Annotated in this window: 14 protein-coding genes; 8 read left to right on the forward strand and 6 right to left on the reverse strand. The window is 67.7% G+C overall.

The window, feature by feature from the left end:
* Positions 1 to 34: 34 nt before the first annotated feature.
* The 5 genes from PUN51_RS07460 to PUN51_RS07480 all read right to left on the reverse strand — a co-directional run bounded on the left by PUN51_RS07460 (position 35) and on the right by PUN51_RS07480 (position 10,016).
* On the reverse strand, positions 35 to 6,208 hold the full coding sequence (locus PUN51_RS07460; protein ID WP_275180379.1) for an Ig-like domain-containing protein: 6,174 nt from the start codon (positions 6,206 to 6,208) through the stop codon (positions 35 to 37).
* 131 nt (positions 6,209 to 6,339) lie between these two features.
* Complete coding sequence (locus PUN51_RS07465) at positions 6,340 to 7,554, reverse strand: adenylate/guanylate cyclase domain-containing protein (RefSeq protein ID WP_275180380.1); 1,215 nt, start codon at positions 7,552 to 7,554, stop codon at positions 6,340 to 6,342.
* Positions 7,544 to 8,143, reverse strand: coding sequence for a PH domain-containing protein (locus PUN51_RS07470; RefSeq protein WP_275180381.1), 600 nt, complete (start codon positions 8,141 to 8,143; stop codon positions 7,544 to 7,546). Before PUN51_RS07470 ends, PUN51_RS07465 begins: the two co-directional genes overlap by 11 nt.
* On the reverse strand, positions 8,136 to 9,044 hold the full coding sequence (locus tag PUN51_RS07475; protein ID WP_224025508.1) for a biotin--[acetyl-CoA-carboxylase] ligase: 909 nt from the start codon (positions 9,042 to 9,044) through the stop codon (positions 8,136 to 8,138). Before PUN51_RS07475 ends, PUN51_RS07470 begins: the two co-directional genes overlap by 8 nt.
* Before the next feature lie 84 nt (positions 9,045 to 9,128).
* A complete protein-coding gene (locus PUN51_RS07480; RefSeq protein ID WP_275180382.1) occupies positions 9,129 to 10,016 on the reverse strand; it encodes an SDR family oxidoreductase in 888 nt (295 codons plus the stop codon).
* 215 nt (positions 10,017 to 10,231) lie between these two features.
* On the opposite strand from PUN51_RS07480, the gene PUN51_RS07485 reads away from it, so the two are divergent.
* From PUN51_RS07485 to PUN51_RS07500, 4 genes are all read left to right on the forward strand, one after another.
* Positions 10,232 to 11,815, forward strand: a complete 1,584-nt coding sequence (locus PUN51_RS07485; protein ID WP_275180383.1) for an acyl-CoA carboxylase subunit beta — start codon at positions 10,232 to 10,234, stop codon at positions 11,813 to 11,815.
* A complete protein-coding gene (locus tag PUN51_RS07490; RefSeq protein ID WP_275180384.1) occupies positions 11,812 to 12,048 on the forward strand; it encodes an acyl-CoA carboxylase subunit epsilon in 237 nt (78 codons plus the stop codon). The genes PUN51_RS07485 and PUN51_RS07490 overlap by 4 nt, the downstream gene beginning before the upstream one ends.
* Positions 12,049 to 12,130: 82 nt before the next feature.
* Positions 12,131 to 13,816 (forward strand): DUF885 domain-containing protein, encoded by a 1,686-nt coding sequence (locus tag PUN51_RS07495; protein WP_275180385.1) that lies wholly within the window; start codon positions 12,131 to 12,133, stop codon positions 13,814 to 13,816.
* A 272-nt stretch (positions 13,817 to 14,088) separates the two neighbouring features.
* A complete protein-coding gene (locus tag PUN51_RS07500; protein ID WP_275180386.1) occupies positions 14,089 to 15,540 on the forward strand; it encodes a dicarboxylate/amino acid:cation symporter in 1,452 nt (483 codons plus the stop codon).
* Between the two features lie 96 nt (positions 15,541 to 15,636).
* Here the strand turns inward: PUN51_RS07500 and PUN51_RS07505 are convergent, their stop codons facing one another.
* On the reverse strand, positions 15,637 to 16,200 hold the full coding sequence (locus PUN51_RS07505; protein ID WP_275180387.1) for a hypothetical protein: 564 nt from the start codon (positions 16,198 to 16,200) through the stop codon (positions 15,637 to 15,639).
* Positions 16,201 to 16,398: 198 nt separating this feature from the next.
* Here PUN51_RS07505 and PUN51_RS07510 point away from each other — a divergent pair, with 198 nt between their 5' ends.
* The 4 genes from PUN51_RS07510 to PUN51_RS07525 all read left to right on the forward strand — a co-directional run bounded on the left by PUN51_RS07510 (position 16,399) and on the right by PUN51_RS07525 (position 22,225).
* Entirely contained in the window at positions 16,399 to 17,088 is a 690-nt protein-coding gene (locus tag PUN51_RS07510; RefSeq protein WP_224025502.1) for a TetR/AcrR family transcriptional regulator, read from the forward strand.
* Positions 17,089 to 17,106: 18 nt separating this feature from the next.
* Positions 17,107 to 19,629: an MMPL family transporter gene (locus PUN51_RS07515; protein WP_224025501.1), complete on the forward strand. Its 2,523-nt coding sequence runs from the start codon at positions 17,107 to 17,109 to the stop codon at positions 19,627 to 19,629.
* 9 nt (positions 19,630 to 19,638) lie between these two features.
* A complete protein-coding gene (locus PUN51_RS07520; protein WP_224025500.1) occupies positions 19,639 to 20,283 on the forward strand; it encodes a Maf family protein in 645 nt (214 codons plus the stop codon).
* Positions 20,284 to 20,413: 130 nt separating this feature from the next.
* Complete coding sequence (locus PUN51_RS07525; protein ID WP_374114920.1) at positions 20,414 to 22,225, forward strand: acetyl/propionyl/methylcrotonyl-CoA carboxylase subunit alpha; 1,812 nt, start codon at positions 20,414 to 20,416, stop codon at positions 22,223 to 22,225.
* Positions 22,226 to 22,240: the final 15 nt, after the last annotated feature.

A 22,240-nucleotide genomic window follows, 5' to 3' on the forward strand; every position in this document is an offset into this window, starting at 1 on the left:
GGGGACAACTGCCCGCCCACCCGGGCCCTGCCTGTCAGCAATGTGGGGCTCCCAGGCCGGCGGGATCCGCAAGCGTGGTGTGGCCGGCGATGACGTACCGGCCAACGTTGCGCGCGGAACCGGATTCAACCCGCCACCAGCGGACGATGCCGTTACCGGACCAGTTGTCGCTCTGGTCGATGTAGCACGCCACCATGATGCGGTCCTGGTCCGCCTTGTAGAACCAGGGCGGGCTGTCCGCGTTGACGCCGTCACAGTCGAAGTAGGGACTGGGCCGGTAGTTCGAGCCGCCCAGGGTGAAGGTGCAACTCCTGACGAAGTTGGGGTCGGAGGTCTTGATCCGGGTTTCCCACAGTCCCTGCTTGCCGGCAGTGGCGCTGGCCGTGACCACCGCGCTGCCGGTGCCGACGGAGTTAAAGGTCTGGACCGCAATGGTGACGGTGTCACCGAAGTTTGCCGTGTTGACCGTCCTGCTGCCGGAGGGGGCAACGTTTTCCCAGCCGCCGTTGTTGATGCTGATCCTGGTTTGCGCCACGTCATTGGTGCTGGTGGACGGGGATGACCAGTTCAGGGTGGCGGACTTTTGGTTCACGCCGCCGTTTTGGCCGGACGCGGAGGGGGTGCCCGGGGATCCGTACGGTGTGGTGGTGGCAGGGGTGCTGGCGTCCGAACTGGGCGCCACCGTGGAGTTGGCGACGACGGTGATGCTGACCGCGCTGCCGTTGGTAAAGCCGCCGATGGTCTGGCCGGGCGTGATGGGGCCGCGGGCGCCGTTGCTGGCGTTGTAGCTGTAGCTGACCTCGTTTTCGGCAGAACCGTTGCGTTCCGCCGCGGTCAGTTTGCGGAAGTCCACGGTCACGGCGCGTCCTGCTCCGCCGGTGTTCGCCGGCGTGGCCGTGACGCCGGAGACCGTTGCGAGCTTGCCGGTGGCGCGGCGGGGCGCGGAGGGCGGGCTGACCGCGCCTTTGCCGGCCTTGTTCTCAGCCTGCACCGTGAACGTGTAGGCGGCCTCGGAGTTGTTGGCAGTGAAGTTCGCCGTGCGGACGTTGCCGGGGACGGTCTGCGTCTGGGCGGGGGCGTTGCCACCGCTCATGGTGACGTAATAGGTGCTGATCGGATCGCCGTTGGTGTTGGGTTCGGCCCACGTGACCCGAAGCTGGTTCTGGGTCCCCACGGATGATGCGACGGCGGACGAAGGTGCTGCAGGAGCCGCCGGGACACCGGCGGGATTGTCCTCCGCAGAATACGTCCCCCAGTCGGAGGCGCCAAGCTCGTTGACGGCCTGCGCACGCACCTTGTACTTCACGCCGTTGGTGAGGCCGGTCCAGGTGTAGTTCAGCCCGGCGACCTCGTTCTTCACGGCCACCCCGCTGGCCGGCGGCGGCGAAATTTCCAGGTTGTAGTGCTTCACCGGTGAGCCCTCGGTCTTCGCCGCGGGCCAGGTGACCGCCATCGTCTTGTCCCCGGCCTTCACCGTGGGGGCTTCAGGCGGTGACGGCTTTTCGTCAGGGCGGATTTCGTTGGACTGCGGCGAAGCCTGCGAGTCCCCCACCTCGTTGGTGGCGAGCACCGTGAAAACGTACTTTACGTTGTTGGTGAGCCCGCTCAATGTGCAGGTGGTGGTGGGGCACTTCTGTTCGAAGCCGTTGTTTGAGCGGACGGTGTACCCGGTGATGGGCGCTCCATTGTCCGACGGCGGGGCCCACTTGAGCACGGCGGTGCGGCTGCGGACGTCGGTAGCGCTGGGGGCGGACGGTGCGTCGGGTTTGCCCCGGACGGTGAGCCGCAGGCGGCCGTCCACCTGGCGGGACAGGTCGCCTGTCTTGTCGGCCACGGTGTAGCGGACCACCATGACTCCCTTGTACCCGTCAGCCGGGGTAACGGTGATGCTGTCTCCCGACACGGACGGCTGACCGGCTGCGGAGCCCGTCTCCACCGTGGCGCCAACGATCCGCAGGGGCGTGTCCGGGAAGGGGTTGAAGTCGTTGGCCAGGACGTTGACCTGTTCGGTCTTCCCGGCGTTGGCCTTGTCCACCGCATCATCGTTGGCCACCGGCAGGGGCCGGTTGGAGGCAACGTGGCGTGCGGTGATGGTGGCACTCACGGCGGGAGACCTGCCGTCGGTGACCTTCACCTGGATGTTTCCGGTGACGCCGATGCCCAGGGAACCGTCAGCGGTGATGGCGAGGGTGGCGCCGTCGACCTTTGCGTTGAATCCGGCGGGAAGGGTCCCATCCAGTTCGAAGCGGAGGTTGTCCTTGTCCCGTTCGTCCACGTCCTTGGCCAGCCCGGCGAGGTCCACCGTTGCCTGTTCGGCCTTGGGAACATCCACGGAGGTACCGCTGAAGGTGGGCGGATGGTTGGCGTTGGGGTCCGGGATCACCTTGGTCATGATCACCAGCGTGGATTTCAGGCCGTCGCCGTCGTCGGGTCCGGAGCCGTCCGTCACTTCGAAGGTGATGGAGCCGGGGCCCACGTAGTCCGGTTTCGCGGTGTAGCGCAGGGCCTTGCCGTCGGACTGGATGACGCCCTCCGGTGATCCGCCCTGGACGCGCACGGAGTCGGCCACGGTGATCCTCGCGGTGCGGCCGTTGCGGACGCGGACGTATTCGGACAGGTCCAGGGTGACGTCTTTGCCGGACATGACTTCAACCGGGTCGGTCTTGGCGAGGGTGGGATACTGCGCGCCTTGGCCGGGAATCCACATCAGGGCGGTGGAGGTGAGGCCGTCGACGTCCGTGACCGTGTAGGGAATCAGCTGGTCTTCAGGGGTGAGGGTCACCACCACGTTGCCCGAGTCGCCGGTCCGGGCGTTCGGGTTGCCGTCGGGGAGGCTGATCTTCAGCTCGGAGGCCACGCCGTCGGCATCGGAGTCGTTTTTCAGGACGGGGACGTCAACAGCGGTCTTGCCGAGGGTTTCGGCCACCGTCACCCGGTCGTCCTTGGCCACGGGGCGCTTGAGTTCGGCGTCCGGGCTGATCCGCACCCGGATCACGGCGCTGGCGGAAGCCTTCTTGTCGTCCTGGATGCGGTAGCTGATGCTTTCGTTGCCGGCGGTGCCGGGCGCAGTGAACAGTATCTTGGCGCCGTCCGTAGCCTCGACCTGCAGGTCCGGCTTGGCCTCGAACCCGTCGGAAACCAGGCTGAGCGGATCGCCGTCGGGGTCCGAATCGTTGGCCAGCGCCTCCACGGCCACCTTGCGGCCGGGCCGGACATCCACGGCGTCGTCCACCGCGATGGGCTTCTGGTTGTTGGCCTCCGGCGGGGCAATGCCCACAATGACGGTTCCGGTGTTCTCGGCACCGATCCTGTCCCGGACCCGGTAGGTGAAGCTGTCAGTGCCGGCGGCGTCGCCGGCGGCCGTGAACTCGAGGTAGCCGTCGCGTACCACGGCGGTTCCCATGGCCGGTGCCTTGTCGATGCCGATGAGCTGGACGGAGTCGCCGTCGGCGTCGATGCCGTCCAGGGGCACGGGCACCTTGACGGTCATCCCGGCCACCACGCGGGCGGTCAGGTTGCGGGGCTCGGGCCGCGTGTTGCGGTCATCGTCCCGGGCCCGGATGCGGATGGTGACCTGTTGCGAGTCCACCTGCCCGGATTCGTTTTGGACCTTGTAAATGGCGTACACGGTCTTCGCTTCGGGGCCGGCCACGAACCGCAGCTGGTCGCCCGCCACGAACATGCGGCCGTCGGCGGCGTCAGGCTGCTGGGCGAGTTCCGGCAGCAGGGTGAGCTTGGAGCCGTTGGGGTCGGCGTCGTTGGCCAGGACGGGGATGGTGACGACGTCGTTCGCCCTGACCGTGGCCTCGTCCGGCTTGGCCTGCGGCGCCTGGAGCTTGGCCGGAGCGGGAACCATCAGCACGGCGATCTCGCCGGTGGCGGACGAGCGTCCGTTGGAGACGGTATACCGGACCGTCAGCTGGCCTTCGGCGCGGATGTCGGTGATCCTCACCACCGAGTGGTCCAGCACTGCCACGCTGACCGGCAGGCCGGCGTCGGCGGTTACGGACTGCACCACCAGCACTCCACCGGAGGGATCCGAGTCGTTGCCAAGGACGTCCACCAGGACATCCCCGCCGGTGGGAAGCAGCGCCGTGTCGCGGACGGCGACCGGCGCACCCTGGTCGGTGCCCGGCACCACATCGACGCGCACCAGTTGCTGGGCGCTCGCCGGGCCGTTGGTCACCAGGTAGCTGAGGTAGTGGGCGCCGAGGGTGCGGGAGTTGAAGGTGAAGGTCTGCTGGTCGGGGTTCAGGGTGGCCGTGGACTCAGCGTCGGCTGTGGCCTGGGCAAGCCGCAATGTACCGCCTTGCGGATCCGTGTCATTTTTCAGCGGAGTGATAACAGTGTCTGTTCCTGCCACGGCCACGATATGGTCGGCGTTGGCGATCGGCGGCAGGGCGCCCGGGCTCCGGACATCCACCGTGACTTTTCCCTCGGCAGTGGACTGGCCGTCTGACACGGAAACGGTCAGGATTTTTCGCCCGGGTGCTGCACCGGAGTCCTGGAAGGTGAGCTGGCCGTCTGGCCTGATCCGGACCTGGTCCAGCGGGTCGGCACTGGAGACGGAACCAGCGAACAGGTCGTCACCGTCGGGATCGATCCAGTCGGGGAGGATGTTTTGCGTGACCGCCTTGCCTGACTGGACGACAAGCGTGGTGTCTCGGTTGGGCTTTTGCCGCGGCGGTGTGTTGGTGCCGGCCGGGATGATGTTGAGGGTGAGATCGGCGGATGCGGAGAGGCCGCGGCCGTCATCCACGGTGTACTTGAACGTTTCGCTGCCGGCCTTGTCTGCGGGAACGGCGACCTGCAGCCCCGTGGAGCCGTAAATGGGTGAAACGGAGCCGGTCTTGACTCCCTCGGGCGTGCGGACAGTCAGGACGTCACCGTCGGGGTCGGAGTCGTTGTCCAGCACCGGCAGGATGGTCGTCTTTCCGGCGCGGACACCGAACTGGTCGGGTTTGGCCACGGGCGCATTGTTCGGTTTGGTGCGGTCGGGCAGGACCGTCTGCTGGACTTCGTCGGCGGAATCCTTGTCGGCGTCGTCCGAGGTCTGCTGCGGTGGGATGACGTCGTCCCAGTTGTTGACCAGCTGCATGTTCTGGTTCACCAGCCACACGTTGCCGGAGTTCACATCGTTCAGGACCACCAGGTCCCGGTTCACCCGGAACACATACGACGGCGACGCACTCGCCTTGGGCACGTCCACCTTCTTGTCATCACCATCGTTGACGCAATCCCGCACGTACTTGTTCGCACCCGACCACGCCGCATGCACGCACCCGCCCAACTGCACCGGCGCAGCCGGGACGCCCTCGCCGCCGAACGCCACCGCCTTGGCCGTCCCCCCGTCAAGAGGCTGCTTCAACAACGCCTTCCGCGTCGCCACCGCCACAAAATCGCTCTCCGGCCCGGCCTGCTGCAACTTCGCATCCCGTGCACTCTCCAACGCCAACCGCTTACCACCAGGCAGGAACAGGTTCCCCGCCGCAGCATCCAACACCACCGGCTGGTCCCCCACCACGGTCATCTGCAGATCCCCGGCACCCTTGAGCCCATCCCAGGTACTGGACTCCGACGACGTCACCGCACCATTGGCATCAACACCCGTCACCGTCACAACCCCGGTCTTCGGATCCGCCGAATAAATCCGGTCATCAGAACCAACCGCCGACACAATCCCCTCAGAACCCACCATCACCGGCTCCGACGCCTCCTGGTCAAAACCATTCACCGTCGACGGCGACACCGCCCACACCTTCCCCGAAGCAGCATCCGTCACCGAAATGGTCCGCGCCCCGAAACTCACATCAGCCGAGCCCGGCAACTGCTTATCCCCACCCAAGCGCATATTCGCCGGCGACACCTGGTTCAACGTCGACCCAGTCTCGTCATCAACGAACACCTCGCCCGCATGCTGAAGGACATCAAAGGTGGTAGACGCGGGCGTCACGGCACCATCAAGCACCCTGGAAGGATAATTCAACCGACCCACAGCGTTCTTGGTCTTGGACACCACCCACACACCGCCATCGTTCAACTCCACCTCAGTGGTCTTGAACCCCGGATACAACACCGCGCCCGTCACCACCACAGCCAGCACCACACCAAACGCAGTACCGGCGAACCACCGGGATCGAGGAAGGCGGCGGGGTCGGGGTGGTCCGGCAACAGCGCTATGGGCGCGCGTCTGTCCGCGACGTTTCATTCCGTGAATCCCCCAAGAATTTTTGCCTGATGGCCAGCTGCCGGCCTCCGCAGCGGCCGGGCAGAACAAGAATACGTTATTTCACCAACGAGTGGATGAATCCCCGCGGCAACTCTGCATACCGCCCGTGCTCAGTCCAGGATCAGGCCCTTGCCGCGGCCGCGTGTGAGGCGGACCGGGTTGATCTCGCCGAAGCCGCGCACGTTCTGGGGCTCCTGCGGGATCATGACGAACCGCTCGTCATGTTCCAGCGCCGAGGCGGTCATGGAATCCACCAGGACCGTTCCGGGATCGGCAAGCGTGGTGAGGCGGGCGGCGAGGTTGACGGTGGGGCCGTAGATGTCGCCCAGGCGGGACAGGATCCTGCCCCACACCATGGCCACCCGGGCTTCGGGGAGGATCTCGTCTTCGGTGAAGGCCTCGGCGAGCGCCAGGGAAATCTCGGCACCGGCCGCCGGGGTTTCGGCGATGTAGAGGACTTCATCGCCCACGGTCTTGACCAGCCGGCCGCCACCCACCGAGATGATCTCGGCGCACTTGTTTTCGAAGCGCTGGACCAGCCGGGCCAGTGTCTTTTCGTTCATCCGGCGGGACAGGCTGGTGTAGGAGACCAGGTCCGCGAAGCCAACCGCGCGGGCCAGGGGCAGCGGCGCGTCGTCCTCGTCGCCTTCCCGGCCTTCCTCGCTGGCCTGCAGTCCGGCCTCGGCGCGCACGGCCAGCCGCTGGACGCCGGCGTTGAGCTGGCGGCGCCAGGAGTACACCAGCACCTCTTCGAGCGCGTCCACCAGGGCGGGAAGTTCGTTGACCAGGCGCTTGCGGGCCACGGCGTCCGTGACCCCCTGCTCGTGGACCATATCCTCCACCAAGGCCTCGATCTGCCAGACCACCATGCGGTCCGTCATCTGCCCGATGGAGCGGGTCACCGAGATAGCGGCTTCCTCGGTAAGCTTGCCGGCGCGGACCAGATCCACAATGGTGGACAGGGCGGCCTGATCGCGTTCCGTGAACGCGACATCCTCGTCACCGAAATTCGGGAAGCCGAGGGCACGCCAGAGTTTACGGGCAGAAAGCAGCGAGACTCCCGCGCCCGCGGCAACTTCACGACGGCGGAGCTTGCGTTCCCCGCCCAGGAGGCGGGCTTCGAGGGCCTTCATGGCCAGGCGTTCGGCGGACATGGCGCCGGTAGGCGGGTGCCGGTCGGTCCCCGGCGCTCCGTCAGCCGGGCCGGGTTCCGGTGTCGCCGCAGGGACGGCGTTCACGTCACCGGTTCCGGCGGCGGGGTCGAGTGCGGCGGTGGCTGCAGGTGCGATGCTGCCCACGCGTTCCTGCTGGTCCTCATCGGTCATCCCGTCCACCTTCTCTCATGTCCTCCGGAAAAGCCCCGGCGGGGTAATGCGCCGCGCCACCCGGCTGGGTCCCGCTGTCCTCCGGCAGTTCCCCGATGGCGTCGAGGATAAAGTCGCGGAACCGGGCAACCTCGGGCACGTCGCGAAAGGTCACCATGCCCTGGTGCCCGGTTTCCAAGGATATATTCCCTGAGCGCACCAGTCGCTGCAGCAGCGATTCATGGACCGTCAGGTTGCGCACCGACGCCAGGTTCACCTGCTGGTCCCGCCGGTTCAGCAGGCCATACCGGGCCACCATCCGCTGGCTGGTCAGGGTGTAGCGGGTGCCTTGCCAGCGCAGCAGGCGGGGCAGGCAGTAGCCCAGCCATACGGCTGCGGCGGCGAGGACGCAGGCGGTCACGAGCCAAGGCGTCCACTGCCGGCCCAGGGTGGGCACCAAGCGGGCGGCCCCGCCGCGGATGACCCAGGCGCTGGCGAAGGCGGCAAGTGCCGGCGCCAGGACAAAGGCCACGGCGGCTCCGGTGAGCTTCCTCGGCTGCGGACGCGTGGTGACGATGACCTGCTCCCCTGGCACGAGGGTTTTACGCATACCCACCCTGGTTTGGCGCGTCCGGGGAAGTCCAGGGCCGCAGGTGCACCACGTCACCGGCGGTGACCACGTGCTCGTGCGAGTCCCGGTCCACCACCAGCAGGGAGCCGTAGTCATCCAGCCGGGATGCATGCCCAATGATTTCGTGGTCGCCGGGCAGCTGCGCGCGTACCTGCTTTCCCAGGGTGACCATGACGGCCTCCACCCTTTTGTGCAGCGAAGGGCCCCCCGCCATGCCGGCCGTCGGGTCGCCGTCGGCGTTGCAGAAACTGCGGTACAGGACCGCGAAGTGGGACAGGTAGCTCTTCAGCAGCGCGGTGCGGTCGGTGGTGCGGGCACCTTCGATGGCCACGGACGTGGCAGTGGGAACCGGAAGTTCGCTTTCGCGCAAGGTGACGTTCAGCCCGGTGCCCAGGATCACGGGGGGCACGCTGCCGTCCACCATGGGGCCCAGCTGGGCCAGGATGCCGGCGATCTTCCTGCCGCGCACCAGGACGTCGTTGGGCCATTTGAGCTCGGCCGGGAGGCCCGCCGTTTCCAGCAGTGTTTCACGCAGCGCCAGGGCTGCGATGAGGGACAGCCAGGAGTAGCTCTGGGTGGGGAGGGGCCTGCCCTCCGCGTTGACCGGACGCAGCACCACGGAGACCGACACCGAGCTCAGCGGGGGCGCCTCCCACCGCCTGTCCAGGCGTCCCCGTGCGGCTGTCTGGTACTCCGCCGTCAGGACGGAGAGGTCCGGCCAGGCCCCGGGGTCCACCGTGACACCGCGCAGGAGGTCGGCGTTGGTGGAGCCGGTGGAGTCCACGACGTCGATCCGGGGGATCCCCGTGGCGGCGAGGAAACGCTGGTCGGCCAGGTCCCCTCGGTTCAGGGGGGAACCCGGTGCATGTGCGTCATCCATAGCTAGATCCTACCGAGCCGCGCCGGGTCCCTCCCAGCCACCTGCCGTCCCGGAACAGACCGTCAGGGCACCGCCGGGGGCCTGCTAGAGGAAGATGTCGGGAACCAGCCGGTCTTCCGGTGCCCCCAGGCTGTAGGGGCGGAAGTCGGTCACGCCCGCGGCGGCGAGGACCTGCTCATCCGTGTAGAAGTTGCCCGACGGCGGCGCGCCCGCGGCGAGGTTGCTTCCGGTCAGGACGGCGTGGGCGGCGTCGGCCATGATCTGCGGGCCGCGCGCGGCCAGCACCATGGTGTCGCCGTGGGGCATGTTGCGGATGGCCGCCGTGTCGATCAGCGTGCATGGCCACAGTGAGTTGACCCTGATCCCGTCAGCCTTCAGTTCCTCGGCCAGGCCCAGGGTGGTCAGGCTCATCCCGTATTTGGCCATGGTGTACGCAAGGTGCTTTCCAGCCCAGGAGGGGTGAAGGTTCAGCGGCGGCGAGAGCGTCAGGATGTGCCCCTGCTCGGAGGCACGCAGCGCCGGGAGCGCCAACTTGGACAGCAGGAAAGTGCCACGGACGTTGATGTCCTGCATGAGGTCGTACTTCTTCATGTCCACGGCGTCCGTGGTGGAAAGGTCAATGGCGGAGGCATTGTTGATGACGACGTCGATGCCGCCGAACCGGTCCACGGCTGCGGCCACGGCGCCCGCCACGTCCTCGTCCCTGCGCACGTCGCCCACCAGGGGCAACGCCTGGCCCCCCGCCGCCTCCAGCTCCCGGGCTGCGGTGTGGACCGTTCCGGCAAGCTTGGGGTGCGGCTCCCCCGTCTTGGCAAGGAGGACGATATTGGCGCCGTCCCGGGCCGCCCTCAGGGCGATGGCCAGGCCGATCCCGCGGCTGCCGCCGGACAGCAGGATGGTCCGGCCCGCCAGGGAGCCGGCGGCCCGGTACGGGCTTTCGGAGGCATGCAAAGCATCGTCGCTTGAAGTCATGGGAACACTGTAGCCCAACTATGTTACCGGTGAGTAACATTGCGAAGGGGCTGCTCGACCCGCAGAAAATTGTAGGTTCCCTACAGCCGTCGGCGCCCAAACCGTCACTAGACTTGCCAGCAGGGTTGGTCTTTTGTGTGGATGCTACTTAAAGCGCCGGACAACACGGGCCGCCAGCCGACAGAACTGACCTGCTACAGAGCCGGAGACACTTGATGAGCCACGATCTGACAACGACAGCGGGAAAGATTGCCGATTTCCGCGACCGCCAGGCGCGCGCCGAACAGCCTTCCGGCCCCGAAGCCATCGAAAAGCAGCACGCCCGCGGCAAGAATACTGCCCGCGAGCGCATCGCGCTGCTGCTGGACGAGGACTCGTTTGTTGAGTTTGACGCCCTGGCCGTGCACCGCTCCACCGCCTTTGGCATGGAAAAGAAGAAGCCGCTGGGCGATGGCCTGGTCTCCGGCTACGGCACCGTGGACGGACGCCTGGTGGCGGTCTACAGCCAGGACTTCACCGTCTACGGCGGATCGCTGAGCCAGGTCAACGGCGAAAAGATCGTCAAGGTCCAGGAGTTCGCGCTCCGCAACGGCTGCCCCGTCGTCGGCATCCTGGACGGCGGCGGCGCCCGCATCCAGGAAGGCGTGGCCTCGCTGGCCATGTTCGCGGACATCTTCCGCAACAACGTCCACGCATCCGGCGTGGTGCCGCAGATTTCGCTCATCATGGGCCCGTCCGCCGGCGGCGCGGCCTACTCCCCCGCACTCACCGACTACGTGGTGATGGTGGACAAGACCTCACACATGTTCATCACCGGCCCGGACGTCATCAAGACCGTCACCGGCGAGGACGTGGACATGGAAACCCTCGGCGGCGCCCGGCAGCACAACGCCACCACCGGAACCTCCACCTACCTGGCCTCGGACGAGACAGATGCCATCGAGTTCGTCCGCGAACTGCTGGACTTCCTCCCCTCGAACAACCTGGCAGAGGCACCCGTCCTGGGGCACCAGCAGGAGTTGGAGATCGACGACGACGACCTCGCCCTGGACACGCTGGTTCCGGATTCAGCCAACCAGCCCTACGACATGCGCGCAGTGGTGGAGCAGATCGTGGACGACGGGCACTTCCTGGAGATGCAGGCCCTGTACGCGCCCAACGTGATGATCGGCTATGGCCGGGTAGAGGGCCACACGGTAGGCATCGTGGCCAACCAGCCCCTCCAGTTCGCCGGCACCCTGGACATTGCCGCATCGGAAAAGGCGGCCCGCTTCGTGCGCCACTGCGACGCCTTCAACATCCCCATCATCACCCTGGTGGATGTCCCCGGCTTCCTGCCCGGCAAGGACCAGGAGTTCCAGGGCATCATCCGCCGCGGCGCGAAGCTTCTCTACGCCTACGCCGAGGCCACCGTTCCCAAGCTGACGGTCATCACCCGCAAGGCCTACGGCGGAGCCTACATCGTCATGGGCTCCAAGAAGCTGGGCGCCGACCTGAACCTCGCTTGGCCCACCGCGCAGATCGGCGTCATGGGCGCACAGGGGGCCGTGAACATCCTCTACCGCCGCGACCTCGCAGCCGTCGCCCAGGACGGCGGCGACGTCGAAGCCCGCCGCGCCGAGGTGATCCGGCAGTACGAAGAAGAGCTCCTCAACCCCTACCAGGCAGCCGAGCTCGGGTACGTGGACGCCGTGATCGCCCCCTCGGACACCCGCATCCAGATCATCAAGGGCCTCCGGGCCCTCCGGGACAAGCGCGCCAGCCTTCCCGCTAAGAAGCACGGGAACATCCCGCTGTGACCGCCGACCACAATCCCGCCTCCGCGCCCGCCGAAGCCGCTCCGCTGCTCTCTGTTGTCAAAGGGCAGCCGAACGCCGAGGAACTGGCCGCGCTGACCGCCGTCGTCCTTTCCCTGGGCGGGGAAAGCCCGGCCCCAGCCAAGACGCCAACCGTGCGGCATTGGGTGCGCCGCCAGCAGCTAAGGCTCGCGCCCACGCCGGGCCCGGGCGCCTGGAAGCGCAGCCAGGGCTGATCCTCGCCACCCGCCGGCGGCGTGGGCCCACCCACCGGCGGGGCTTGGTTACGTCACCCAGGCACCCGGGTAGTCTCGGACTGTGACTACAGACACTGCACCCGCCACGCGCCCGCACACCCGCATCGACGCCGTCGCGGACAACTACACGGACACCCTGGTAAGGCTCAACCCGACGTTCGCCACCACCCTTGGCCTGCCCGGACACGAAACGGAGTACCAGGACTTCTCTCCGGCCGGCATCGCCGGCTTCGCCGAAGCCGCCCGGGACGCCCTCGCCGCCCTCGAGGGCCTGGAACCGGAAGACGACGTGGACGCCGTCACCCTGGACGCCATGCAGGAACGCCTGGGCCTGCAGCTGCTGATCCATGCCTCCGGCTGGGAATACGCGGAACTGAACAACATCGCCTCCCCTGCCCAGGACATCAGGGCCATCTTCGACCTCATGCCCACGGCAAGCGAACAGGACTGGGACCACATCGCCGGGCGTGCACACAACGTCCCGGCAGCCATCAGCGGCTACACCGAGTCCCTCCGCATGGCCAGGGACGCCGGCAGGGTGGCCGCCGCCCGGCAGGTGCGGACCGTCATCGAGCAGGTGACCAAGTACGCCGCGCCGGACGGCTTCTTCGCCAAACTGGCAGCCGATGCCGCCACCGGCGAAGGGCCGCTGCCCGCGGCCTTGCAGAACAAGCTCGACGCCGGCGCTGACGCCGCCCGCCGCGCCTACGCCGGCCTGGCAGAGTTCCTGCGCACCGAGCTGCTTCCCGCCGCGCCGGAAAAGGACGCCGTGGGCAGGGCACGCTACGCACTGGCATCGAGGTCCTTCCTCGGCGCCGAGGTGGACCTTGAAGAGACATACGCCTGGGGCGTCCAGGAACTCGACCGCCTCATCGCCGAACAGGAGAAGGTGGCACACGCCATCAAGGCAGGGGCATCCATCGCCGAGGCCAAGGACATCCTCAACAACGACCCCGCCCGGCAGCTGAAAGGCACGGAGGCGCTGCGGGAATGGATGCAGGGCCTCTCCGACAAAGCCGTTGCCGAACTGGCCGGGGTGCACTTCGACATCCCCGACGTCATGAAAACCCTTGAATGCCGCATCGCCCCCACGGACGAAGGCGGCATCTATTACACCGGCCCGTCCGACGACTTCAGCCGCCCGGGCCGCATGTGGTGGTCCGTCCCGGCAGGCGAAGACGCCTTCACCACCTGGGCCGAAACCACCACCGTGTACCACGAGGGCGTTCCCGGCCACCACCTCCAGGTGGCCACGGCAACCTACCGGCGCGAACTGCTGAACAAATGGCGCCGGAACGTCTGCTGGACCTCCGGCCACGGCGAAGGCTGGGCCCTCTACGCGGAAAAACTCATGCAGGAACTGGGCTACCTCAACGACCCCGGCGACCACATGGGCATGCTGGACATGCAACGCATGCGCGCCGCCCGCGTTGTCTTCGATATCGGCGTTCACCTGGAACTTGAGATGCCCCGACGCTGGGGTTCCGGCCCCTGGACCGCTGACAAGGGCTACGGCTTCCTTCAGGAAAACCTTCCCATCAGCGAAGGGCAGCTCAACTTCGAATTCACCCGCTACCTCGGCTGGCCGGGCCAGGCACCCTCCTACAAAGTGGGCCAGCGGCTCTGGGAACAGATCCGCGCCGAACTCGAGTCCCGGCCCGGCTTCGACCTCAAGGAGTTCCACACCAAGGCCCTCAACATCGGCTCCGTAGGGCTGGACACCCTCCGCAGGGCGCTCTTGTCCTGACCCTCCCCCATGGCCGGGTGCCCCGGCATGGCTGCCTTCCTCTGCGCGCTGCTCCTTCGTCGCTTTGACGCGCGCTGCCGGAAGCCAGCCACGTCGGGGCGCGCTTGGCCCGCCGCGGCGAGACATTAAGCACACCATTGCCGGGAATAAGTAACACAAGCCGCTGCCTGCCTTGTACTTACGGGTTTTTCGGCGGCCTGCGGCTATTGCAGGCGCGTAATATTTCTCAATATTCTTTCGACGTGGTATGTGTGGGGGTCTAGCTTGTTCTGGTGAGCACTCAGACAAGCACCCCATCCCCCGCGGGGAAGACCGGATTCCAGCTGCCCAAGTGGGCCGGCTCCTTCGGCTTCCAGATCATCGCCGCCCTCATCGTGGGCCTCGGCCTCGGCCTGCTGGCCAAGTACACCGGCAGCACCAAGGCCAACCCCAACGGACTCGGCGCCACGCTGCAGACCATCGGGTCCAGCTATGTGTCCCTCCTGCAGACGGCCGTGGTGCCGCTGATCTTCACCGCCGTGGTCAGCTCCATCTCCAACCTGCGCCAGGTGTCAAACGCCGCCAGGCTGGCATGGAACACGCTCCTGTGGTTCGCCATCACGTCTCTGATTGCCGTGCTGATCGGTATGGGCCTGGGCGTGCTGCTGCAGCCCGGCGCCAACACCGGCATCAGCGGGGAAGCCAAGTACACCGGCAAGTCCGGTGACTGGTGGGCCTTCCTCGTGGGCCTCTTCCCCAAGAACTTCCTGGGCCTGGGTGCCAGCTCCACCGTCGGCGACTCCGGCGCCGTCACCACCTCGATCAGCTTCAACGTCCTGCAGATCCTCGTGATCGCCATCGCCGTCGGCGTCGCCGCGCTCAAGGTGGGCAAGGCCGCGGAGCCCTTCCTCAACCTCAACGCCTCGGCCCTTGCCGTGATCCAGAAGGTCCTGTGGTGGATCATCCGCATCGCCCCGCTGGGCACCGTCGGCCTGATCGGCAACGCCGTCGCCGTCTACGGCTGGGACACCATCGGCTCGCTGGGCAAGTTCACCGTGGCCATCTACGCAGGCCTGGTGCTGGTGCTGTTCGTTGTCTACCCCATCCTGATCCGCAGCCACGGCCTGTCCATCAAGCAGTACTTCTCCGGCGTATGGCCGGCCGTCCAGCTGGCCTTCGTCTCCCGCTCCTCCGTGGGCACCCTGCCGCTGACCCAGCGCGTGACCGAACGCAGCCTGGGCGTCCCCCGGGCCTACGCGTCCTTCGCCGTCCCGCTGGGCGCCACCACCAAGATGGACGGCTGCGCCGCGATCTACCCCGCCGTGTCGGCAATCTTCGTGGCCCAGTTCTTCGGCATCCACCTGGACTTCAGCCAGTACCTGCTGATCGCCCTGGTCTCCGTCCTCGGCTCCGCGGCCACCGCGGGAACCACCGGCGCCGTGGTGATGCTCACCCTGACGCTCTCCACGCTGGGACTGCCGCTGGCCGGCGTCGGACTCCTGCTGGCCATCGACCCCATCCTGGACATGGGCCGCACGGCGGTGAACGTTGCGGGCCAGGCCCTGGTCCCCACCATCGTGGCCAAGCGCCAGGGAATCCTGGACGAGTCGCTCTACAACGCGCCGCGCAACGGCACGCCCTTTGTTGAGGAAGAAACAGGCAGCGATGCCGCCGCCGGTGGCCCCGCCACGGACGGCACCAGCGCCGACACCGCACCCCGCGAACTGCAGGATGCAAAGGCATAACGCGCAGCAGCAATGAAAGACGTCCCCGGGAAACCTCCCGGGGACGTCTTTTTGTTTCATGGGCTGCGCCTCCGGCCATTCACCGGCCGGCATCAGTCAGCGGCCGCCCCCGCCAATCACCCCGCTCTGGACCGCCTTGGTCACGGCATCGGCTTCCGCCTGCGTCAGCTTTCCATCGGCCACGGCCTTGTCCAGGCGCGTCTTGAGCGCGGCGGCGTGCTCGGACTGCTCCTCGCTGCGGATCTCCTGGAGGGCGGCCGTCACCTTCGCCTCATCGATGCCCAACGACTCAGCCAGTGACTTGGCGAGCGCGGCCTCGCGCGCGGCGGGGTCCGGCTTCTGGCCGTCGGCGGGCGGAGTGGCGGGCTTGTTGGCGTCGCGGAAGGTCTTCAGCGCGTCAGTCACCTTGGCTTCGTCCACACCGAGTTTCGCTGCCAGCGCGGAGGCCTGCTCCATGCCGTGGCCGCCGCGGCCGCCATGCCTGCCCATGCCGTCGTGGCCGGTGCCGGTGCTGCCGTCAGCGGAGGCGCTGGAACTTGCACTCGGCGTGGGAGCGGGAGTTGTGGTGGTGGCAGAGGCCATGCCGGCCACGCCGATTCCTGCACCGAGCGCCAGCGCCGCGGCTGACAGGCCCAGGGTCATCTTCTTCGTGCGTGTCATTTCTTGTCTCCTGATTCGCCGTCGCCTGACGGCTGCTGGTGATACGCCTGGTGGCGGGACATTCCAAGCATCCGCGACCAGGTTCAGCAAAGGCTGTTGGGAACCTTTCGTTCTCCTGTGAATCCGGAGACACCCCCGCACCCGAGCCCCCGCGCAGATAACTTGCATGCAGTGCAAACTTGCACGTAGTGTAAGGCCGTGCCCAGCCCCTTTTCACCGCCCGACGCGTCGCAGGACGCCGGATCCGCCGCCCCTTCCCGGCGCGAGCTGAACAAGGCCGCCACCCGCCAGGCCATCACCGATGCCGCCCTGGGACTCCTTCGTTCCCAGGGCCCCGGCAACTTCACGGTGGAGGACATCGCCGACGCCGCAGGCATTTCGCGGCGCACTTTCTTCAACTACTTCAGCAGCACCGACGCCGCCCTGGCGTCCATCGTCCACGGCTTCCTGGACAACGCCATCCAGCAACTGCGCCTCCGCCCGGCGGACGAGCCCATGCTTGAGTCGGCCCAGGCCGCCCTGGTGGCCCTGGCCGACCCCAAGGCCATCGCGCCCCTGGCTGAACTGTTCACGCTGACCCAGCAGAGCCCGCTGATGTCCCACACGGAACTGGAGGCGTGGGACCACTGCCGGGCCCAGGTCTTCACCGTGGCCCGCGAACGCCTCGCCGGCACCCCCGGCGAGCGGGACGAGCTGTATGTCCACGCCCTCGCCGGCTCCATCATCTCCTGCGGAAAGGCCGCCATGGAGGTCTGGTTCAGCCGGCGCGGCCCGGACCTGTCACCCGCCTCCCTGGCGGAACTCCGCCAACTGCTGATCGATGCCATGGCCCTGCTGGGCGCCGGCTTCACCACCACTGCTTTCCCATCCGCCACCCGTTCCTCCTGATCAGATCGGTCCTCCCGCATGGCACTCCTCCTCTACCGCCTCGGCAAGTTCTCCTACCGCCGGCGCTGGCTTGTCATCTCCCTCTGGCTTGCCGTGCTGGTGGCCGTTGGCGGTTCCGCCGCGGCCTTCCATGGCACGCTGTCCAACAACTTCCAGATCCCGGGTACCGAGACCCAGCGGATCGCGGACAAGCTCAAGCAGGATTTGCCGGCAGCCTCGGGCGGAAGCGCCACGATCGTCTTCGAAGCCCCCGACGGCGGGTTCACGGCTGAGAGCCGCGCGGCCGTCACGGATGCGCTGAAGAAACTCCAGACCATCCCCGAGGTCCGCGGCACGGTGGATCCGTTCGCCACCCAGGCCCAGGTGGACCAGGCCGGCAAGGCCATCACCGACGGCGAAAAGCAACTGGCGGCCGGCCAGGCACAGCTGGACGCCTCCCGGGCGCAGCTGGAGGCCGGCAAGGCACAGCTGGCGGCAGCCGAGCAGCAACTCACCGCCGCCGGCGCGCCCGCAGCCGTGGTCGAGGCCCAGCTGGGCCAGCAAAAGGCAGCGCTGGCTGCCGGCCAGGCCAAGCTCGACGCCGGCGCCCAGGAACTGGAGGCCAACAAGGCGAAGCTGGAACTTGGCAAGCGCCAGGCCCAGGCGGCCTCCGCCATCCGCTTCGTCTCGGAGGACAACAAGGCCGCGGTGGCACAGGTGCAGTTCAACACCTCCATCAACGGGCTCGCCCCGGCGGTGCGCAAGCAGGTCCAGGAGATCGCCCACGAGACGTCCTCCGCCGGCGTCCAGGCCTTTGCCAGCAAGGAAATCACCGAGGACATCTCGGCCCTGTTCGGCACGGCGGAAATTGTCGGCATCGCCGTCGCGGCGCTGGTCCTGATCCTCATGCTGGGGACGCTGATCGCGGCCGGACTGCCGCTGCTGATGGCCATCATCGGCGTCGGCGTGGGCGTAGGCATCACCTTCGCCCTCTCCGGCCTGTTCGACATGAGCTCCATCTCCCCCATGCTGGCCCTCATGCTGGGCCTCGCCGTCGGCATCGACTATTCGCTGTTCATCGTCAACCGGCACCGGACGCAGCTCCTGGCCGGAATGGACCCTGAGGAGTCCGTGGCCCGGGCCAACGGAACCTCCGGCAACGCGGTAGTCTTCGCCGGCCTGACCGTGATCATCGCCCTTGCCGCCCTGGTGGTCCCGGGACTGCCGTTCCTCACCGTCATGGGCCTGGCCGCCGCGGGAACCGTCGCAGTGGCGGTACTGGTCGCCATCACCCTGACCCCCGCCATGCTGTCCCTGATTGGCCGCCGCATCATCTCCAGGCGGGCCTGGGCCAAGTCCGAGGCGCACAACGCCGAGCCGGGCCACGAAGCCGCAGATATCGCCGTCGACCGCGAACGAAGCACCCACGGGTGGGGCGGCCTGGTCACCAAGCACCCCTGGGTTGCCCTGACCGCCGGCATCGTCCTGCTGGGCACCCTGGCCCTGCCCGCCACCCAGCTCCAGCTGGCCCTGCCCGATGGTGGCTCCGAGCCTGTGGAGTCCGAAGCCTACCAGGCCTACGACCTGACCGCCCGCAGCTTCGGCGAAGGCGTCACCGGGCCGATCGTGGCCGTGGGCGAGTTCCCCGCGAACCTTGACGCGGCCCAGGCGCAGAAGCTGCAGTTCGACATCGCGGACAAGCTCCGGGCCGTGGACAATGTGGTGGCCGCTGTGCCGGTGGCGCTCAGCGAGGACCGCCGGACCGCCGTCTTCCAGGTCATCCCCAAGGAAGGCCCGGCCAGCGCCAGCACGGTCAAGGTGGTCTCCGAACTCCGGGGCCTGAACGCCGGGATCAAGGCCGACTACGACGTTGCCATGGGCCTGACCGGCCAAACCGCCGGCAACGTGGACGTCTCCACCAAGCTCGGTGACGCCCTGCCGCCCTACCTGGCGATCGTCGTCGGACTTTCCCTGATCCTGCTCCTGCTGGTGTTCCGCTCCATCGTGGTCCCGCTGCTGGCCACGGGCGGATTCCTGCTGTCCCTGTCGGCCGCCTTCGGCGCCGTGGTTGCCGTCTACCAGTGGGGCTGGCTGGGGAACGTCTTCGATGTTGCCAATCCGGGCGCCGTGCTGAGCTTCCTGCCCATCATCCTGATCGGCGTGCTGTTCGGCCTGGCCATGGATTACCAGGTGTTCATCGCCTCCGGCATGCGCGAGGCCTACATGCACGGATCGTCCGCCAAGGAAGCGGTGCGGGTGGGCTTCCGGCACGCGGCCGCCGTGGTCACCGCCGCCGCGATCATCATGGTCAGCGTGTTCTCCGGCTTCATCTTCAGCCACCTCACCATGGTCCGGCCGCTGGGCTTCGCGATGGCCTTCGGCGTCCTGTTCGACGCGTTCGTGGTCCGGATGACCATCGTCCCGGCTGTGATGTACCTGCTGGGCGCCAAGTCCTGGTGGCTGCCGCGCTGGCTGGACCGGATCCTGCCGGACGTGGACGTGGAGGGCGCCAAGCTCAACCGCGGCCAGGCCGCACCGGCTCCGGGCGAGCTGGTCCACTAGGCTGAAACCGTGCTCCATCTGATCCTCGCCTCCCAGTCCCCCGCCCGCACCAAGCTCCTGGCGGAGGCCGGCATCCGGCATACCGTGCTGGTCTCCGACGTCGACGAAGCGGCCGTCCAGGCGCAGTACGGCGTCACGGACCCGCACGACACCGCGCTGCTGCTGGCACGTGCCAAGGCCGAAGCCGTCGCCGCGCTGCCGGAAGCGGAGGGCGCGCTGGTCCTTGGCTGTGACTCCGTTTTCGAGTTCGACGGCGAGGCGCACGGCAAGCCGTACACCGCCGACGTCGCGCGGGAACGGATGCTCCGCATGAGCGGCAGCGCGGGGGTGCTGCACACGGGGCACTGGCTGGTGGACTGCAGGGACACGGACGACGACGACGGCGCCGCCCGCGGTTCGGGCGCCACGCTCGGGGCGGTCGCCTCCGCCGAGGTGTCCTTCCTGGACATGGCACCGGAGGAAATCGACGCCTATATCGCCACCGGCGAGCCGCTGCACTGCGCCGGCTCCTTCACGATCGACGGCCTGGGCGGGGCCTTCATCCGGAAGGTGGACGGCGACCCGCACGCCGTCGTCGGCCTCTCCATCTCCACCCTGCGCGGCCTGCTCGCGGCTGCCAACGTTCGCATCACGGACCTCTGGCCGCCGCGGTAAAGCACTCCCTTTTCTGCACCACTTGTAGCTTCCCTACAAAGGCGGGCCGGTTTACACGCGGATTCCGCAAGTAATATCGGCGGAACCTCCAAAACCGCGCTAGGCTCCCTGAAGGAAAGAAGGAGACGCCTTGTCAGCAAATTTGGAGCAGTCCGCAGGAACCACGCAGCCCAGCCTCACAAAGGTGCTGATCGCCAACCGCGGCGAAATCGCCGTGCGGATCATCCGGGCGGCCCGGGATGAAGGCATCGCCTCCGTGGCCGTCTACGCTGACCCGGACCGCGATGCGCTGCACGTCCGGCTCGCTGACGAGGCCTACGCCCTGGGCGGGACCACCGCTGCCGAGTCGTACCTGGTCATGGACAAGATCATTGACGCCGCCCGCCAGTCCGGCGCCGACGCCATCCACCCCGGCTACGGCTTCCTGGCCGAGAATGCCGAGTTCGCCGCCAAGGTGATTGCCGCGGGCATCACCTGGATCGGCCCTTCCCCCGAGGCCATCTCCGCCCTGGGCGACAAGGTCCGCGCCCGGCACATCGCCGAAAAGGTGGGCGCTCCCCTGGTCCCCGGCACCGCCGACCCCGTCGAATCCGCCGGGGAAGTCCTGGAGTTCGTGGACCGGCACGGCCTGCCGGTCGCCATCAAGGCGGCCTTCGGCGGCGGCGGCCGCGGCATCAAGGTAGCCCGCACCCGCGAGGAAATCCCCGAACTCTACGAATCCGCCGTCCGCGAAGCAACCGCCGCCTTCGGCCGCGGCGAATGCTTCATCGAGCGCTTCCTGGACGCTCCCCGGCACGTGGAAACCCAGTGCCTGGCCGACGCCCACGGCAACGTGGTGGTGGTGTCCACCCGCGACTGCTCCCTCCAGCGGCGCAACCAGAAACTCGTCGAGGAGGCTCCGGCACCCTTCCTCACCGAAGACCAGAACCGCCGTCTCTACGAATCCTCCAAGGCGATCCTGAAGGAGGCCGGCTACCTGGGCGCCGGCACCTGCGAATTCCTGGTGGGCCAGGACGGGACCATTTCCTTCCTCGAGGTCAACACCCGCCTGCAGGTGGAGCACTGCGTCTCCGAGGAAGTCACCGGGATCGACCTGGTCCGCGAGCAGTTCCGGCTGGCCCGCGGCGAGGAACTGGGCTACGGCGATCCCGAGGTGCGCGGACACTCCATCGAGTTCCGCATCACCGGCGAGGACCCGGGCCGCAACTTCCTGCCTGCCCCCGGCACGCTCCGCGTCCTGAAGAACCCCACCGGTCCCGGCGTCCGCGTCGATTCCGGCGTGGAACAGGGCGACGTCATCAGCGGGAACTTCGACTCCATGCTGTCCAAGCTCATCATCACCGGCGCCAGCCGCCCGCAGGCCCTGCAGCGCGCCCGCCGCGCGCTGGAGGAAATGGTGGTGGAGGGCATCCCCACCGTCATCCCGTTCGACCTCGCAGTGGTCACGGACCCAGCCTTCGCACCCGCAGAGGGGCCCTTCACGGTCCACACGCGCTGGATCGAAACCGAGTTCACCAACAACCTGCCGGCCTGGACCCCGGACACTGCCGTTGACGGCGAGGGCTCCGCCGAGGAGCGCCAGCGCGTGGTGGTGGAAGTGGGCGGCAAGCGCCTCGAGGTGGTCCTCCCCGCATCCCTGGGCACCCCGGGAACGGCCTCGGCCGCCACAGGCAAGCCGGGCAAGTCCAAGAAGCGCTCCCGCTCCGCCGGTCCGGCTGCGGCCACCGGCAACGCGCTGACCTCCCCCATGCAGGGCACCATCGTGAAGGTGGCCGTGGCGCACGGGGACGTGGTCACCGAAGGCGACCTGGTGGTGGTCCTCGAGGCCATGAAGATGGAACAGCCCCTCACCGCGCACCGGTCCGGCACCATCACGGGCCTGACGGCAACGGCGGGCGAAACGGTGTCCGCGGGCGCCATTATCGCCACCATCGAAGACTAGAAAGCGGCACACGCA

It is taken from the genome of Arthrobacter sp. NQ4, assembly GCF_029077345.1.
Taxonomy (GTDB): domain Bacteria; phylum Actinomycetota; class Actinomycetes; order Actinomycetales; family Micrococcaceae; genus Arthrobacter.